Origin of the sequence: Chlorobaculum parvum NCIB 8327, from assembly GCF_000020505.1 — a bacterium.
In the GTDB taxonomy this organism is placed as follows: Bacteria; Bacteroidota; Chlorobiia; order Chlorobiales; family Chlorobiaceae; genus Chlorobaculum; species Chlorobaculum parvum_A.
Window position 1 is genome coordinate 1,142,193 of sequence record NC_011027.1, and the last position, 15,679, is coordinate 1,157,871.

Annotated in this window: 18 protein-coding genes; 13 read left to right on the forward strand and 5 right to left on the reverse strand. The window is 54.6% G+C overall.

Annotated elements, in window-relative coordinates; all coding sequences use genetic code 11:
- Positions 1-97 precede the first annotated feature (97 nt).
- Positions 98-526, forward strand: coding sequence for a hypothetical protein (locus CPAR_RS10980; RefSeq protein ID WP_012502273.1), 429 nt, complete (start codon positions 98-100; stop codon positions 524-526).
- Positions 527-655: 129 nt separating this feature from the next.
- Positions 656-1,018, forward strand: a complete 363-nt coding sequence (locus CPAR_RS05255; RefSeq protein ID WP_012502274.1) for a LapA family protein — start codon at positions 656-658, stop codon at positions 1,016-1,018.
- A gap of 183 nt (positions 1,019-1,201) precedes the next feature.
- On the opposite strand, the gene CPAR_RS05260 is transcribed toward CPAR_RS05255, so the two are convergent.
- Both CPAR_RS05260 and CPAR_RS05265 read right to left on the reverse strand, forming a co-directional pair.
- The gene (locus tag CPAR_RS05260; RefSeq protein ID WP_012502275.1) at positions 1,202-1,468 is read right to left on the reverse strand and encodes an RNA recognition motif domain-containing protein; all 267 of its coding nucleotides are present in this window, start codon (positions 1,466-1,468) and stop codon (positions 1,202-1,204) included.
- 266 nt (positions 1,469-1,734) lie between these two features.
- Complete coding sequence (locus CPAR_RS05265) at positions 1,735-2,040, reverse strand: hypothetical protein (RefSeq protein ID WP_012502276.1); 306 nt, start codon at positions 2,038-2,040, stop codon at positions 1,735-1,737.
- Between the two features lie 271 nt (positions 2,041-2,311).
- Between CPAR_RS05265 and CPAR_RS05270 the strand changes: the two genes are divergently transcribed.
- The 6 genes from CPAR_RS05270 to CPAR_RS05295 all read left to right on the forward strand — a co-directional run bounded on the left by CPAR_RS05270 (position 2,312) and on the right by CPAR_RS05295 (position 8,763).
- The gene (locus tag CPAR_RS05270; protein WP_012502277.1) at positions 2,312-2,821 is read left to right on the forward strand and encodes a TlpA family protein disulfide reductase; all 510 of its coding nucleotides are present in this window, start codon (positions 2,312-2,314) and stop codon (positions 2,819-2,821) included.
- On the forward strand, positions 2,821-3,042 hold the full coding sequence (locus CPAR_RS05275; RefSeq protein WP_012502278.1) for a DUF4266 domain-containing protein: 222 nt from the start codon (positions 2,821-2,823) through the stop codon (positions 3,040-3,042). The genes CPAR_RS05270 and CPAR_RS05275 overlap by 1 nt, the downstream gene beginning before the upstream one ends.
- A complete protein-coding gene (locus tag CPAR_RS05280; protein ID WP_012502279.1) occupies positions 3,033-4,220 on the forward strand; it encodes a DUF3570 domain-containing protein in 1,188 nt (395 codons plus the stop codon). The genes CPAR_RS05275 and CPAR_RS05280 overlap by 10 nt, the downstream gene beginning before the upstream one ends.
- Positions 4,221-4,260: 40 nt before the next feature.
- Complete coding sequence (locus CPAR_RS05285) at positions 4,261-5,142, forward strand: FAD:protein FMN transferase (RefSeq protein WP_012502280.1); 882 nt, start codon at positions 4,261-4,263, stop codon at positions 5,140-5,142.
- Between the two features lie 9 nt (positions 5,143-5,151).
- Complete coding sequence (dsbD, locus tag CPAR_RS05290; RefSeq protein WP_012502281.1) at positions 5,152-7,017, forward strand: protein-disulfide reductase DsbD; 1,866 nt, start codon at positions 5,152-5,154, stop codon at positions 7,015-7,017.
- A gap of 204 nt (positions 7,018-7,221) precedes the next feature.
- Positions 7,222-8,763 carry a hypothetical protein gene (locus CPAR_RS05295; protein ID WP_041466140.1) on the forward strand — a complete coding sequence of 514 codons (1,542 nt, stop codon included), beginning with the start codon at positions 7,222-7,224 and terminating at the stop codon, positions 8,761-8,763.
- 64 nt (positions 8,764-8,827) lie between these two features.
- Here the strand turns inward: CPAR_RS05295 and CPAR_RS05300 are convergent, their stop codons facing one another.
- From CPAR_RS05300 to lipA, 3 genes are read right to left on the reverse strand one after another with little or no spacing between them, the layout of a single operon-like run.
- Complete coding sequence (locus CPAR_RS05300) at positions 8,828-9,529, reverse strand: SDR family oxidoreductase (protein WP_012502283.1); 702 nt, start codon at positions 9,527-9,529, stop codon at positions 8,828-8,830.
- A gap of 59 nt (positions 9,530-9,588) precedes the next feature.
- Positions 9,589-10,170, reverse strand: coding sequence for a hypothetical protein (locus tag CPAR_RS05305; RefSeq protein WP_012502284.1), 582 nt, complete (start codon positions 10,168-10,170; stop codon positions 9,589-9,591).
- 18 nt (positions 10,171-10,188) lie between these two features.
- Positions 10,189-11,067 carry a lipoyl synthase gene (gene lipA, locus CPAR_RS05310; protein ID WP_012502285.1) on the reverse strand — a complete coding sequence of 293 codons (879 nt, stop codon included), beginning with the start codon at positions 11,065-11,067 and terminating at the stop codon, positions 10,189-10,191.
- A gap of 332 nt (positions 11,068-11,399) precedes the next feature.
- Between lipA and CPAR_RS05315 the strand changes: the two genes are divergently transcribed.
- From CPAR_RS05315 to CPAR_RS05335, 5 genes are read left to right on the forward strand one after another with little or no spacing between them, the layout of a single operon-like run.
- A complete protein-coding gene (locus tag CPAR_RS05315; RefSeq protein WP_012502286.1) occupies positions 11,400-12,188 on the forward strand; it encodes a DUF3298 and DUF4163 domain-containing protein in 789 nt (262 codons plus the stop codon).
- A complete protein-coding gene (locus CPAR_RS05320; RefSeq protein WP_012502287.1) occupies positions 12,185-12,670 on the forward strand; it encodes a cupin domain-containing protein in 486 nt (161 codons plus the stop codon). The genes CPAR_RS05315 and CPAR_RS05320 overlap by 4 nt, the downstream gene beginning before the upstream one ends.
- Before the next feature lie 42 nt (positions 12,671-12,712).
- Positions 12,713-13,636, forward strand: a complete 924-nt coding sequence (locus tag CPAR_RS05325; protein WP_012502288.1) for an HlyD family secretion protein — start codon at positions 12,713-12,715, stop codon at positions 13,634-13,636.
- The gene (locus tag CPAR_RS05330; protein WP_012502289.1) at positions 13,633-14,574 is read left to right on the forward strand and encodes an ABC transporter ATP-binding protein; all 942 of its coding nucleotides are present in this window, start codon (positions 13,633-13,635) and stop codon (positions 14,572-14,574) included. Before CPAR_RS05325 ends, CPAR_RS05330 begins: the two co-directional genes overlap by 4 nt.
- A complete protein-coding gene (locus CPAR_RS05335; protein WP_012502290.1) occupies positions 14,567-15,322 on the forward strand; it encodes an ABC transporter ATP-binding protein in 756 nt (251 codons plus the stop codon). Before CPAR_RS05330 ends, CPAR_RS05335 begins: the two co-directional genes overlap by 8 nt.
- Positions 15,323-15,679: the final 357 nt, after the last annotated feature.

The following is a 15,679-nucleotide window of genomic DNA, read 5'->3' on the forward strand; positions in this document are numbered from 1 at the left end:
AGGAATATTTGCTGTCTCGAAAGTATAATACTTGTATTGATATGACTTAAAAATATTTCTCGCATACCTTCTGTCACACGTAACATATTGACTCCGCATGAACATCCACTTCGTTTGTATCCGTCGCTTTCTCTGGGCGTTGCCTTGCACCATGCTTGCGGTCATTCCTGGAGTCGTGACCCTTTTGCTTGGTGGGAGTATTCGCCGGGTTGGTCATACCATTGAAGTCGGGGTTCGCCACAGTCAGGAACAGGTGCCGTGCTGGATCAGCAAGTACCCTTTTGGTGCTATCACTCTCGGCCATGTGATCATCGGCCAGAGTCATGAACTTCTCGCTGTTTTGCGTCCGCATGAGCAGGTTCACGTCAGACAGTGCGAATTGTTCGGCCCTTTTTTCCTTATTGCATACCCGCTTGCAAGTCTTTGGGCACTTTTTCGGGGACGTAAACCTTACGAGGAAAACGCCTTCGAGCTTCACGCCGTGCGGGAATCCGGCTGTACCGAAAAGATGTCAGCAATAACGTAGAGAGGCCGTTAAGTCAAAAAAATGGATTAATGAAAAAAATCGGTATCGTAGTATTGCATTCAACGCACAGAGCTGAGCAGGCAGGGTTTTAATCAGCAGAGGTAATTCAAACACCAACTTTTGCAGAAAATGCCAACACTTTATTTGATCGTCGCGCTTGTCATTGCGGTTATTGCGGTGCTGTTTGCGTTGCAAAACTCGATGCTTGTCACCATCTCCTTTTTAAGCTGGGAGATTTCCGGATCGCTTTCACTGGTTTTGTTAGCCACCCTCGCTATCGGCGTGCTGATTGGTTTGCTCGTGCTTGCTCCTTCAGCGCTCAAAAAGACCTTCAAGGCTTCGAGTCAGCGGAAACGAATCAACGCGCTCGAACATGAAGTGAGTGAGCACAAAGCCAAAGTTGCCGAACTTCAGAGACCTGTCCCGACGCCCTCATTGCCCGAAACACAGCAGTCATCGCAATCATCGAAAGAAGAAGGGGATTGGGACTAACGTAATGATGAAAAAGTCTCAATGACTCCTTGTGGTGGTCCGGAATTGAGCGGATGGAGATTTTTAAAAACAGGGGCGGGAATAAATAAAAAATCGGCGGTGATGAACATAAGATTGCATCATCACCGCCGATAGCTCGTTTATAAGGATAAGTCAACGGAAATCCGTTGAAACCTTAATGGCTCAGTACCTTGACGAAGAACGCTCTTCGCGGGGTTTTGCCTCGTTGACCTTGATGTTTCTGGAGCCAAGCTTGCTCTCGTTCAAAGACGAAATGGCTTCATTCGCTTCTTCGTCGTTTGTCATTTCGACAAAGCCAAAACCTTTGGAGCGTCCGGAGAATTTGTCCATAATGACGCTTGCTTTGGCGACATCACCAAATTCGCTGAAAGCATCACGAAGATCGGTTTCAGTGATTTCGTAATCAAGATTGCCGATGTAAATATTCATAGTTGTGTACAGTAATAGTGCTTTTTATCAAAGAGATGAGCCGACAAATAAAAAAAAGCACAAATTACTTGAGAGCGTACAGGCCAACGCTTGACCCGTGATCACAATCTAATTTTATATCTGAGATAAAAAAAATAAATCATAGAATATTTTCAACACCAGCGTTATTACGCCTATACAGTAAATTGAAATAACGTGCGAGAATTATTTTTCCCAAACAGGAAGCCCTTCATCGAAGGGCTTCCTGTTTTTGTCGAACCACCAATCTATTCGCCTTCGCCGACCGGTTCTGGGCCTGTGCCGAGAAAACCGCGGTTCTGTGCGAAATAGACGTTGATCGGTTTTTCGTTCCTCAGAACATCGAGCACATTTTCGAACATGGATGACGGCATGTGCATTCTGATGATACCGCCAGAGATGTAGTCGTTCTCAAACTTCATTCCAGGATCGTTGAATCTGATCCAGGCAACAGCTTTGCCACTGGCATCGTTCAACTGGATCTGCGCACGGTTAGTCTGGTAACCGTCAGGTCCGCCATAGAACAGAACCGTGTATGATGTTACTGCTGGCATACCTACCTCCTTTTCTGGTTCAGAAAAAATCCGTGTTGAGCACGGCTAATGATGTGATTGTTTGACAAGCATCCGCTGGCTTTGGGCAAGATGTCGTTGTGGTTTTGTTTCAAAATAGAACACAAAAATTTTCAGGAAATGCTAAAGAGTGTAAAATAAGTAACAATTGTTACTCGGCATATGGAAAACCCTCGATGATTTGGTACTATTATGGTCAGGCTTTCGCCTGCAATATGCTCTTGTTCCGCTCATTTTAAAAGCCGTTACCGTTATGTCATTCATCCTGAAAAGAGTGAGTTCCGTCCTGATTGCGTTCATTGTGGCCTTTGGCATAAGCGTCGATGCGAAGGCGTTTGAGCCGGGGGAGCAGGCGGCGGATTTTACGCTTCCCGGAAAAACCGGAGTGGTGAAACTCTCTGACATGAAAGGGTCGGTGATCTATCTCGATTTCTGGGCTTCGTGGTGCGGGCCGTGCCGTCAGTCGTTTCCGTGGATGAACCGGATGCAGGCGAAGTTCAAGGACAAAGGATTCCAGGTGCTGGCGGTCAATCTCGATGCAAAAACCGATCAGGCCACGAAATTTCTCTCGCAGGTGCCCGCCGATTTTACCGTTGCGTTCGATTCGAAAGGTCAAACACCGCGCGTGTATGGCGTAAAAGGAATGCCTACGAGCTTTTTGATTGATCGGAATGGCAAGGTTTTGTGGCAACATGCCGGGTTCAATTCTGCCGATACCCAAGAGCTTGAGCAGAAGATTCAAGCCGCACTGGAGGCCCGTTGATGAGTAATACAGGCAAAGCACTGTTGCTGGCGATGATGAGCTTTGTGGGACTTGCTGGATGTGCGAGCGTGCAGCCCTGGGAGAAGCAGAACCTGGCAAAACCGGCCATGACCTTTGACCGGGATCGGCTTGAATCCGGCTATACCGAACATATTTACAGCAGCAAGGAGGCGGCATCCGGTGGGGCCGGAATCGGCGGAGGCGGTTGCGGATGCAATTGAAGAATAAATCGAGAACGGCCACAGCGCTGCTCGCCTCTGCGGCCATGCTGCTTCCGTCGGCCAAGAACGCTTGCGCCGATACGCCGCCTGAACAGGGCGTCGTGAGCATGAGGTACCTGAATTATCATGACTACCAGAAAGGTGATACTGACCTGACGGCTGGCATGTCGCGCGACCGGATCGATGTCAATGCGCTTTCGTTTTACGGCATGATGCCGATCGCCGGGAAGTGGTCGATTGCGGGCACCTTTACCGAGGATTCGGTAAGCGGCGCATCACCGGCGTATCATGGAGCGGGCTTTCCGGCGGACTCGATGTCAGGCGCCTCGGCAGAGATCCGTTACTCGGGCGATCTGAAGCTCACCCGCTACTTTTCGAGGGGCACGTTGAGTGTCGGCGGCAGCTATTCGGAGGAGTCCGATTACATCTCGCGCGGCTGCTCGCTGAACGGCACCTGGTCAACCGAAAGCAGGAACACCACTTTCAGCCTCGGAACGGCTTACAGCAGCGACACGATTTTTCTGAACAAGTCAACGGTGGTGGCTTCCAAGCAAAGCGATACGCCAGGCAGAAAACGAATCGTTTCGGGTCTGTTCGGCGTGACACAGGTCATGTCGCAAAACGACATTGTGCAGATGACCGCAACCTACGCACATGGCGACGGCTACTACAGCGACCCGTACAAAGACCCCGACGTGCGGCCCGGTAAGCGGAACATGTTCACCTTCCTGACCCGCTGGAACCACCATTTCGACGGACCGGACGGCACCGCGAGATTTTCGTACCGTTATTACAACGACTCGTTCGGCATCGTGGCGCACACGTTCGATCTTGAATACGTGCAGCCGTTGCCGAACGGGTGGGAAATTACACCGATGGTGCGATTCTATTCGCAAAGCGCGGCCGATTTCTATGTGCCTACCGGCGACGATCCGCTCGCCCCGACGCCGGTGCCTGCCGGAGCTGAACACTACTCCGAAGACCAGCGGTTATCAGCTTTCGGCGCTTTCAGTTACGGCGTGAAGGTCTCCAAAGAGCTGGGGCGAAGCTGGACTGCGGACGTGCAGTACGAAAACTATCAACAGCGTTACGACTGGTGCATCAACGACGATGGCGATTCGGGCATCCCATCCTTCAGGTTCAGAAACATCCAGCTCGGATTGTCGCGCAAGCTGTGATGCTTAAAAAACGTCTGCATTGATGTAATTTATTGTCCGTATGCAACGGTTTGAATTCAGGGCGATGGGCAGTGCGTGCGAGATTGTGCTCGCAGGAGTCGACAAAAAGGAGTCGAAGATTCTGGCCGCGCTTGCCATGAAAGATGTCGCCCGGATCGAGCGGAAGTTTTCCCGTTACCAGCCGGAAAGCGTAATCTCGAAGATCAATGCACAAGCCGGACTCGGCTTGACAGTGTGCGACGAGGAGACATCGGCGTTGATCGACTATGCTGATGCCGTGTATCGCAGCAGCGGAGGACTCTTCGACGTGACCTCCGGCGTGCTGCGAAAAGCGTGGGATTTCGACCGCGCTGAAGTGCCATCGCAAAAGATGCTCTTTGAGTTGCTGAAGCTCGTCGGCTGGGAGCATGTGGAGCGAGAGGGAAGTGTTGTGCGATTGCCAGAGGTGGGAATGCAGCTCGACTTCGGCGGTATCGGCAAGGAGTATGCCGCCGATGCGGCAGCGGAGCTTCTGAATGAGCAGGGTGTCCGGCACGGCTATGTGAATCTGGGCGGTGACCTCCGCATCATCGGCCCGAAGCCCAGCGGTGAGCCGTGGACAATCGGCATTCGCGATCCGCGCAAGCCAGGCAGCATGATCGCCTCGATTCCGGTCAGTTCCGGTGCCATCGCCACGAGCGGCGATTACGAGCGCTTTTTCGAGTTGGCGGGGCAGCGCTACTGCCACATCATCAACCCGAAGAGTGGCTGGCCGGTGAGCTTCTGGCGCTCGGTCACGGTGCTCGCCCCACTGGCAACAACGGCGGGCAGTTGCGCAACCATCGCGATGCTGCTCGAAAAACAGGGCGTGACCTATCTGAAAAAGTCCGGCTTCAACTATCTGGCAATCGATCAAAACGGCAAGCTGTATCATAACCATTGAACAACCATCATGATCAAACAAGTAACCCCTCGACGTCTGATTTCGGTTTTCACGGTGCTCCTTATTCTGCTCATGAGGAGCACCACTGGCCTTGCCGCTGATTTTCTCGATCCTGAACAGGCATTCAAAATCAGTGCGGAACTGACCGGCAACAAAACCATCGCCTTGCACTGGAACATCGCCGAGTCATACAAGCTTTACAAGAACCAGATGACGGTCGACGTGACCAGCGGAACGGCCACCCTCGGTAACCCGTCGTTTCCCGAGGGTATTCTTTTCACCGATCCGACAACTGGCGAAAAAGAGATCATTTATCATGATAAACTGACGGTCGAAGTACCGATCAAAGAGGCCTTGGCACCATTTACCGTAAGCGTCGGCTACCAAGGCTGTTCGGAGGACGGGTTGTGTTATCCTCCGATTACGACAGACTTCCGTGTCGATCCATCAAAACCGGGTGTTTTATCTATTGTGACTGAGCCGGATGGCAGCGGTTCGGCCGGGTTATTACCGGCAACAGCTCAAGTCCAGCCTGAGACAGTCACACCTGCTTCCACGGCATCGAAAGAATCGGGCGGCCAGAACGATCTTTCGCTCGCAAAATCCACGCTCGAAAGCGGAAGCTGGTGGAAGATTTCCGCTGCGTTCCTGCTCTTCGGACTGCTGCTGTCCTTCACGCCCTGCGTGCTGCCGATGGTGCCGATTCTCTCCTCGATCATCGTCGGAGAAGGGGAGAGCACCAAAATGAAGAGCTTCCTCATGGCGGTAGCCTACTGCCTCGGCATGGCACTGGTGTACACCTCGCTCGGCGTGGCCGCGGGACTTGCCGGGGAAGGGCTTGCCGGAGCGCTCCAGAAACCCTGGGTGCTGGCGCTGTTCAGCCTGCTGCTGGTTGCACTGTCACTCTCGATGTTCGACGTCTACGAGCTTCAGCTGCCCTCTTCGCTGCAAACGAGCCTGAACAAAACCACCGGCAAGCTCAAGGGCGGTAAATTCGCTGGCGTGTTCCTGATGGGCGCCATTTCTGCGCTGATCGTCGGCCCCTGCGTGGCCGCACCGCTGGCCGGAACGCTGGTCTATATCAGCCAGACGAAGGATGTGTTCATCGGCGGTCTGGCGCTCTTTTCGATGGCGATGGGCATGAGCGTGCCGCTGCTACTTATCGGCCTTTCCGCCGGAAGCTTGCTTCCGAAAGCCGGAGCCTGGATGATCGGCGTCAAATACGTGTTCGGTCTGTTGCTGCTTGCCGTTGCTATCTGGATGGTAACGCCCGTGCTACCGCCACAGGCTCTGATGGTCGCGTGGGGTACGCTCGGTATCCTCTGCGCGGTCTTCGCCGGAGTCTTCGGCCCACCCGCCGAAAAACTCACCATCGGCGGCAAATTCAAAAAAGCACTCGGTCTGGTGCTCTTCATCATCGGCGTCATGGAACTGGTAGGAGCGGCATCTGGCGGTACCGATGCGCTGAAACCGCTCTCGGGATTCCACAGTGTTTCCGGCTCGGTTGCCACAAAGACAGAGCACCTCACCTTCAAGCGAGTCCACTCCATCGACGAACTCGATCGTGAACTGCAAGCCTCCGCAGGCAACCCCGTCATGCTTGATTTTTACGCCGATTGGTGCGTTTCGTGCAAGGAGCTGGAAAAGTTCACCTTCAGCGATCCCAAGGTGCAGCAGGCGCTTGCAAACGTCACACTGCTGCAGGTCGATGTGACGGCAAACAGTGAAGACGACAAAGCTCTGATGAAACGTTTCAGCCTGTTTGGCCCGCCCGGAATCATCTTTTTCGACAAGTCAGGCAACGAGCAATCAGACAACAGGATTATTGGATTTGTCGAGGCTCAGGAATTCCTGAGACACTTGGAGAGATTATGAGTGATGAATTGAAGAAGAGTTGACGAAATGGAGGATCAGGAATGATCAGGGGGCGGGCTTATTTGTCCGCCTTTTTTGTTTTACGAGCTTGATCGCGATCCCGGCGTGAACAGATTTAAAGCTTCGTGAGTAAACGCTTTCCTAAACTTTTCGTAGTTTTTTGATAATACTGATGCCCGCAAAATAGCTGGAGAGAGATTGCTCATGTCTGCGTTCGCAAAGAAATCAAAAGCTGGTTCGCAGACATCGCGGCCACAAACGATAAAGCAGGCGAGCCGCCCGTTTTTTGACCAGAGCCCCGAGACCACACCATTCTTTCAGAAACAGCCCGAAGCTGCGGTCGCAAGCGAGGATAAAAGCTTGCGCCGTCTTGATTTTCGAAATGTCACCCGACCACCATCGAATGCCAGGTTGCGTATCCCGTCGTCAGCCGATCTTCAAGGGATGCTGACGTCTGGAACCGTAGATAAGGCTGTAGTCCTTTCGCGAGTTCGCAAGCTGCTTGAGCGAATGTATCGTGAAGGGCGCCTGTACTCTTTTACCTCCAGTGTCGATAGCGATATGACTACCGATATCGATACGGCGATGGCGGCTATTTTTCCATCACCGGGCTATCTCGATCAGGCAGCCTTCGAGCGCTACATCGACCCTTCCGATCGGAAGATGGTGTACGAATCTGTTGACGATTCCTACACTACGCCCGATACCAAAGACCATGCCAAACTGAAAAAAGGGCTTGAGGCCGCAGCAGCTACAGCCGGTACGGTAGCCAACGACAAAACCGGGCTGGAAGCGGTATTTGGTAATGGCAAGAGGCCTGTTCTTACCATGGGAAAATTGTGGAGTTTCCCATCCATAACAAACGAAAAGTACGTCACTACTGCGCAGCAAAACTACAGGACAATCCAGGGTCGCCTCAACTATCTGGCAACAACTATTGATACGAATATCTCTACGGACTACAACCTTGATTCCCAGGAAACTTTTCTCGGTGGATGGGCTGCGTATGATGACCAGGAGTTGTTCATCATGTCCACAGTCGTCTCTGATCCAGAGACCCCTCGCTCGAAGACTATACTTCTCCACGAGGCAGCTCACCTTTCCAACTCCGACATCAAGGATTACGTCTATTACGGCACTTCTGGCTACGAGTCTGCAGAAGAGGAAACAAAGATCAACAATGCGGCGCATTATGAGGAGCTTCCCCGACGGGATTGGGGCGTAAGTAAATATGCCGGTAAAACGTTTACACCAGGCGTTTCAGGATCGGGCAAGACCACGACAACCGAGGAGAAAGTCAAGAATGAGACTGTGAACTATTATAGAATGGCTTGGGATGCTGCCGTCACCGTCCATGACCTTCTGAAGTATGTTTACATTCAGCAGGTGGATGGCGAAAGCCTCGGGGACACCTGGTTGGAGGAGGTAAAGACTCTAGCTCGACTGCTTGAAGTGTCACAGTTGATGGACTTGACTTTGCACGAGCAATCAAAAGTCCCTCCGCAGATTACCTTGCTTGACGTTACAACGGCAGAAAGTATCGCAAGAGGGGTTGGGTTTGTTGAGGGCTATGTAAAGCCGTTCCCTGATGGAACAGTGCCTGATTTGGCTATGACTGTTCGTTATGCCGTAAGCTTGTCTGTTGACGATGCCCTGGCTGCATATGGTGGCCTGTTGGGTGACGCCGCCCGAGACCGCAAGCTTGTTGACTGGCTTCACGATCATTACAAAAACGTCTATGTATGACCGAATAAACAGCCTCGATCCTGTCCGGTGGTCAGACGTTTTCGTTTGACCACAAGACCAGTCTTCACAACCCCTCGAAAAACCCTTCCAGCGAGGTCTGCGCCACTTCTTCATCTCCTTCTTTAATCAGCTCGAAAGTTTTGTTTTCCGCCTTTGGATGCCATAACGAAATCACCGCAGCTTCGGCGACGTCGCCGCGATCGATCGAGCCGGTGATTTTGTCGCCGGTGTCGAAGCGTAGTTTGTGCCGGAAAGCCGGGCCGTCGAGCAGGCCGCCGGGGCGGAGGATGGTGTAGCGGAATCCTGCTTCTCCGTAGAGTTTGCGGACGGCTTCTTCTCCGGCAAGCTTCATGTCGAGCACGCGTCCGTACTTGTTGAGCGGATGCTCTGGATGGGTGACGGCGAGGGAGCTGATGAGCACGAAGGTTTCGACGCCCGCCGCTTTTGCCGCGCGGGCGAGGCGGATCACGCCGTCGCGGTCGATGGCGGACGGGGGAGGAGCGTCGGGGTCCATCACGTTGCCGCCGATGGCGCAGATGAGAGCATCGATATTCCGGACGGCGGCCTCGACCTCCTCGTCGTTGAGCACCGAGCCGATGACGAGCCGGTCAACAATTTCGGGGCCGAAGAGTTCGATCGCTTTTTCGCCGGAGCGCACGAAAAGCCGGAAATCGATGCCGTGCGCCTGGAGTCTCCGGACGACGAGCTGGCCGGTTCTGCCAGTCGCTCCCGCGACCAACACGGTCCCTTTGAATGGTGCTTTCATCAGGGCTTCTCCTTCATTTTAAAAATCATTCGCTACAATTTCTTGTCTGGCCTACATGCTCAAGGAAACATAGAGAACTTAACGTTCATGATCATCGTCAAATCAACGATGGCATGCAGCACGAACACGGTGCGCAGGTCGCGGTACCAGAAAAACGCCAGCGCCCAGCTCAGGGCGATCATGAGCTGGATCGGAAAAAAGAATGGCTTGAACGGGCTGGTCTGGACGACGTGTTCCGGCAGAATGGCGAGCCAGAAGAGTCCGTGAATCAAGCCGCTGTAAATCATGAAGAAGAGAAAGCCGACGGCGAAGCCCGCCCACTGGTTCTTGGTAACTTTGCCGATGAGCGTTTGGCCAAGACGAAACATGGCGTAAAACATGAAGGTCTCCGCGATGCCGTTGCCAACGCTGAAGATGAGGGCGCTCCAGACGTCGAGCGTCCGGCCTCCGTCGGTTGTAGAGTTGGAGTAGATGTAGGCGTTCAGGCCGAGAATCACTACTGAGAAGATGAGTAGGCCGATGCGCCGCGCGTCGTATGGCGGCTCGGGAGCGGTGATATCTTTGCGGAAAAAGACCACACCAATGAGGATGGCGATGGCCCAGTAGATGTAGATTTGCAGCGGCGCTGGAATGGTTTCCATTGATCGTGAAGGTTTTGGTTAAGAGTTGGAAATTTCTTCAACCGGCTCGAACGCTTCGGCGTGGTAAGAGCTGCGCACGAACGGGCCGGACTGCACATGCCGGAATCCGGCGTCGAGCGCGATTTCGCGGTATCGCTCGAACTCTTCGGGCGTCACGTAACGGCTCACCGGCAGATGCGTGGCGGTCGGTTGCAGGTACTGGCCGATAGTCACCATGTCGCAGCCGTGAGCACGCAGGTCGCGCAGCGCGGCATTGACCTCCTCCGGCGTTTCGCCCATGCCGACCATCATGCCGGATTTCGTGGCTAGCCGGAATTGGCGCTTCGCCCGTTCGATCACCGCGAGCGAGCGTTCGTACGAGGCTTGCGGGCGCACGCTGGCATAGCGTGACGGTACGGTTTCGATGTTGTGGTTCAGCACTTCGGGTCGCTCTCGCATCACCGAATCGAGCGCTTGTTCATCACCCTGAAAATCGGGAATGAGGCACTCGATGCTGACACCGGGATTCACTTCACGGATCGCGCGGATGGTTTCGACCCAGTGCGCTGCGCCACCGTCCGCAAGGTCGTCGCGATTGACGCTCGTCAGCACGGCGTGCCGGAGCTTCATCGCTTTCACCGCCTCGCCGATTTTCGCCGTTTCCTCCGGATCGGGCATCGCCGGACGGCGCTCGGTGCCGACCGCGCAGAAACGGCACGAGCGGGTGCAGACGTTGCCGAGCAAGAGGAACGTTGCTGTGCCTTTCGACCAGCACTCGTGCAGGTTCGGGCACATCGCTGAGCGGCACACGGTGTGCAGGCTGTGCTTGTTGAGCAGCTTTTTGGTCGAAGCGAACGACGAGCCGGAGGTGAGCTTGATCTTGAGCCAGTCGGGTTTCTTTCCGGGACCGGAGTTCATGCGGCGTTGTCGGGCTGAGGGTGAAAAAGTTTTCACGAATATAGCCAATCCTGACAATTATGCCCGCTATCGTCAGACGAGTGAGGTGGACGAAATGGGATAACGGCCTGTCGAACTTTGCTTCTTTTCTGTTGTCATTGCGAAGAGCGTAGCGATGCGGCCATCGATCTTCATGATAAATGCGCATGAATTGCTTCGCTCGACAAGTCGGGATCGAAATACTGGAAATTAATCGTTGGTCAATCCGACTGGCTGCTCATTGGACACGGATTAAAGAAAATCCATACATTGTTCAATGGAACTGCCCGGTTCAACCTCTCATCGCTCCGATCATGAAAAAGCTTTTCGCGGTTTTTGTGGCTTTCATCACAGCAGCGCTGCTGCCTGCTCTTGGTTCAGCAAAATCTTCTTCCTGCCCGCTCGGGTTCGGTCTTTACAGCTATGAACAGTACTCGCAAATCAATGCCCAGACCTACTGGAAGTGCGACTATCCGGTGTTTGAGAGCTCGAAAATTGGTGACATCATCAATGCGTCAATCCTGAAAGCGGTCGTCAGCCAAACCCCTTCGCCTGACTCGAAACCGACGGCAACGAGCGTCGAAGCAGCGGCGAGCGCTTTCATCAAAGGGTGCGACGAGCAGATGAACGATGAGCAGGTGCACTCATGGCCGTGGCAATCGGAGACCACCGGCGAGGTGCTGCTCGACCAGCCCGGCCTGGTGACGGTCTCGATCTTTACCTACGCCTTCACCGGTGGCGCTCACGGCATGAGCGTCACGCAATACCTGGTGTTCGACACGGCCACCGGCAAGCAGCTCGGGCTGACCGATATTTTTGCGCAGGGATTCGAGGCGCAGCTCGACAAGCTGATCGAACGCCGATTCCGGCAGATTCGGGGCTTGTCGGAAACCGATCCGCTCAACGGAGAAAAAGGCGGGCTTTTCGAGAACAAAATCAAGCACAACGACAACTTTGCCGTGACCGGTTCCGGGATCCGCTTCCTCTACAATCAATACGACATCGCCCCCTACGCCGCCGGTCAGATCACCGTCGATCTCTCTTTCGATGACCTGAAAGGCATCCTTAAACCCTTGCCAGAACTCAAATCGATCAAGCCATGATGCGCTTCAACTGTCGATCCGCCGCGAAAAAACACGGCCAATTGCGCTTCGTGTTTCTGCCGATTTTGTGGATAGCGTTGATAATCGCCTGCCCGAAGTCGGCCTTCGCCAAAGACTACGCGCAGGCGAAAGTCGAAACGCTTGAGGTCACCTCGACCAATTACGCCGGGCAGCCGCTGTCGTATCCCCAATTGGGAATACCTGAGGTGACGGCGCTCGTTGTGCACATGCCGCCCGGCAGCTCGACCGGCTGGCACAAGCATCCGGTGCCGGTTTACGCCTACATGCTCGAAGGCGAATTGACGGTGCGGACGGAGAATGGTGTCGAGAAGAAATTCGTGAAAGGGGAGCCGATCATCGAGGTACTGAACCTCATGCACAACGGCACCAACACCGGCAAGGGGACTGCGAGCCTCGTCGTGTTTTACACCGGATTTGAGGGCGTGCCGAATGTTATCAAGGCCGACTGTCCGAAGCCCTGACTTTTCGTTAAAAACGATTGAAACCAGTAACGTTTGATTGCCATGAATCTTTTGTCCAGCAGATACGGAAAAGTGTTAACCGCCATTCTGGGCCTCGGTGTTTTTGCCCTGTCGGGATGTGGCAACAACGACCGCTCCGATGGCTACGGGAACTTCGAGGCGACCGAGATTGTCGTGTCGTCCGAAGCCTCCGGCAAGCTGATTCGCTACGATGTCGATGATGGCGTGCGGCTCGACAAGGGGCAGGTGGCCGCCGTGGTCGATACCACCCAGCTTGCGCTCGACCGCAGGCAGCTTCGGGCGCAGCTCAAGGCGCTGCTCGAACAAAAGCCGTCGGTCATCGCCGAAGCCAACGTCTATCGCCAGCAGCGTCGCAACATCCAGCGCGATCTCGACCGCTACACGCGGTTGGTCAAAGAGGGCGCTGTGTCGGTCAAAACGCTCGAAAATGTTCAGGATCAGGCCCGCGTCATCGATCAGCAGATCAGTGCGGTCGATTCAAAAATTCCGACCATCAATTCACAGGCAAAAGCTCTCCGGGATCAGATCGGCAAGGTCGATGACCAGATTACGAAAGCTGTCGTGCGCAACCCGGCCAAAGGCGTCGTGCTGGCAAAATACGCCGAGCCGGGTGAAGTAGTGAGCTACGGAAAGCCGCTCTACCGGATTGCCGATACCGGTTCGATGTATCTTCGCGTGTGGATCTCCGAAACGCAGCTTTCGCAGGTCAAGATCGGCCAGAAGGTCGATGTGTTGATCGACGAAGAGAAGGCTGCGAGCAAGCATCTGACTGGCGTGATTACCTGGATTTCGTCGAAAGCCGAGTTCACGCCAAAGATCATCCAGACCCGCGAAGACCGCGTCAACATGGTCTATGCGGTCAAGGTGCTGGTTGAAAATCCGGATGGCGTGCTGAAGATTGGCATGCCGGGCGAAATCCGCTTCATCGCCAAAGACGGGAAATGAAGTCGGCGATCAAGACAGAGCGGCTTGGCAAGAAATTCGGCACCGTCGATGCGCTCCGCGAGGCAAGCCTGTCGGTGGCCGAAGCCGAGCTGTTCGGGCTGATCGGGGCTGACGGAGCGGGCAAAACCACGCTTCTGCGCATCCTCGCCACGCTGCTCGTGCCTGACGAAGGCAAGGCGACGATGCTCGGCCTTGATACGGTGGTTGGATACCGCGAAATCCGGACGCGCATAGGCTACATGCCGGGGCGATTTTCGCTCTATCAGGACCTCAGCGTCGAGGAGAATCTCAACTTTTTTGCCACTGTGTTCGGTGCGACCGTCGAGGAGAACTACGACCTCATCCGCGACATCTACGTGCAGCTCGAACCGTTCCGCACGCGCCGCGCCGGGCAGCTCTCTGGCGGTATGAAACAGAAGCTCGCGCTCTGCTGCGCTTTGGTGCACCGTCCTGAACTGCTGCTCCTCGACGAACCGACCACCGGCGTTGACGCCGTCTCGCGCCAGGAGTTCTGGCAGATGCTCCAGCGCCTGAAATCGCAAGGAATTACGATACTCGTCTCGACGCCCTACATGGACGAAGCGGTGCTCTGCGACCGGGTGGCCTTCATGCAGGAGGGGCGAATCCTCGCCATCGACACGCCGCAGGGCATCACGAAGCTCTTCAAGCGCCCGCTCTTCGCCGTGCGCGCAAGTGACAAGCACAAGCTCATTGCCGAGTTGCGTGGCTACGAGCACGCCCGGTCGGCCTACGCCTTCGGCAGCTCGGTGCATTTTACGGATGCGCGAGATGACGCAAACCCGTCCGAGCTGGCGACGTGGCTCCGCTCGCGGGGGTTCGACGACGCGACCGTCGAGCGAGTCGAACCGGGCATCGAGGATACTTTCATGTCGCTGATGGAAGAATCTTCGACGGAAAAGGGGCATGGCAATGGCTGAAGCGGTCATTCAGACAGAAAAGCTGACCCGCAAGTTCGGCAGCTTTACGGCGGTTGACGAACTTTCGTTCAGCGTGGCTGCTGGCGAAATCTTCGGCTTCCTTGGAGCCAACGGAGCAGGGAAGACCACCGCCATGAAGATGCTCACCGGCCTGCTTGCTCCCACCTCCGGCAAGGCGACCGTGGCGGGCTTCGACGTCTATCGCCAGACCGAATCAATCCGCCGCAGCATCGGCTACATGAGCCAGCGCTTTTCGCTGTATGATGATTTGACTCCGCGTGAAAACATCCGCTTCTTCGGCGGCATCTACGGACTCGGTTCGTCGGAACTGCGCGAAAAAGGGGAGCGGCTGCTCGAATCGCTCGACCTGAAAGAGGCCGCCGACACGCGCCTGGTCGCGCTGCCGCTCGGCTGGAAGCAGAAGCTCGCCTTTTCGGTGGCGCTCCTGCACGAGCCGAAGCTCATCTTTCTCGACGAACCAACCGGCGGCGTCGATCCGGTCACGCGGCGGCGCTTCTGGGACATGATCTACGAAGCCGCCGACCGCGGCGTCACAGTCTTCGTCACCACGCACTACATGGACGAAGCCGAATACTGCGACCGCGTTTCCATCATGGTCGATGGCCGAATCGCCGCGCTCGACACGCCGGAGGAGTTGAAAAAGAGTTTCGGGGCCGAAACGATGAACGAGGTGTTCATCCAGCTTGCCCGACCGGCGAAGAGGGGGAGTAAATCAATTGATAGTTGATAATTGAAAAATCGGGATCGGGGAAGTTTTGTAGGGGCTGGCCTTGCGCCCGCCCTCCTACTTGAATGGTCGAAATCAACCGGAATCAAGAAATTGGGCTAAAGCCCATGAAAATATGACCTTATTCCAACCCCGGCTTGAAAGCCGGGGCAACATGAATGTAAAAGTCTTGAATGTCCAGAGGGTTAAAACCCTCCTGAATGTAAGATCAGGTTAAGTGGTCTGTCAAGGAATCTCTCTTGTCCTGAATGGAGGGCAATTCAATCTTCAATTAATTGCCCCGGACTTCAGTCCGGGGTTAATTGATAAGGCATAATAAATCAGGGCTTTAGCCCAATTTCTTTTGATGATTGATTT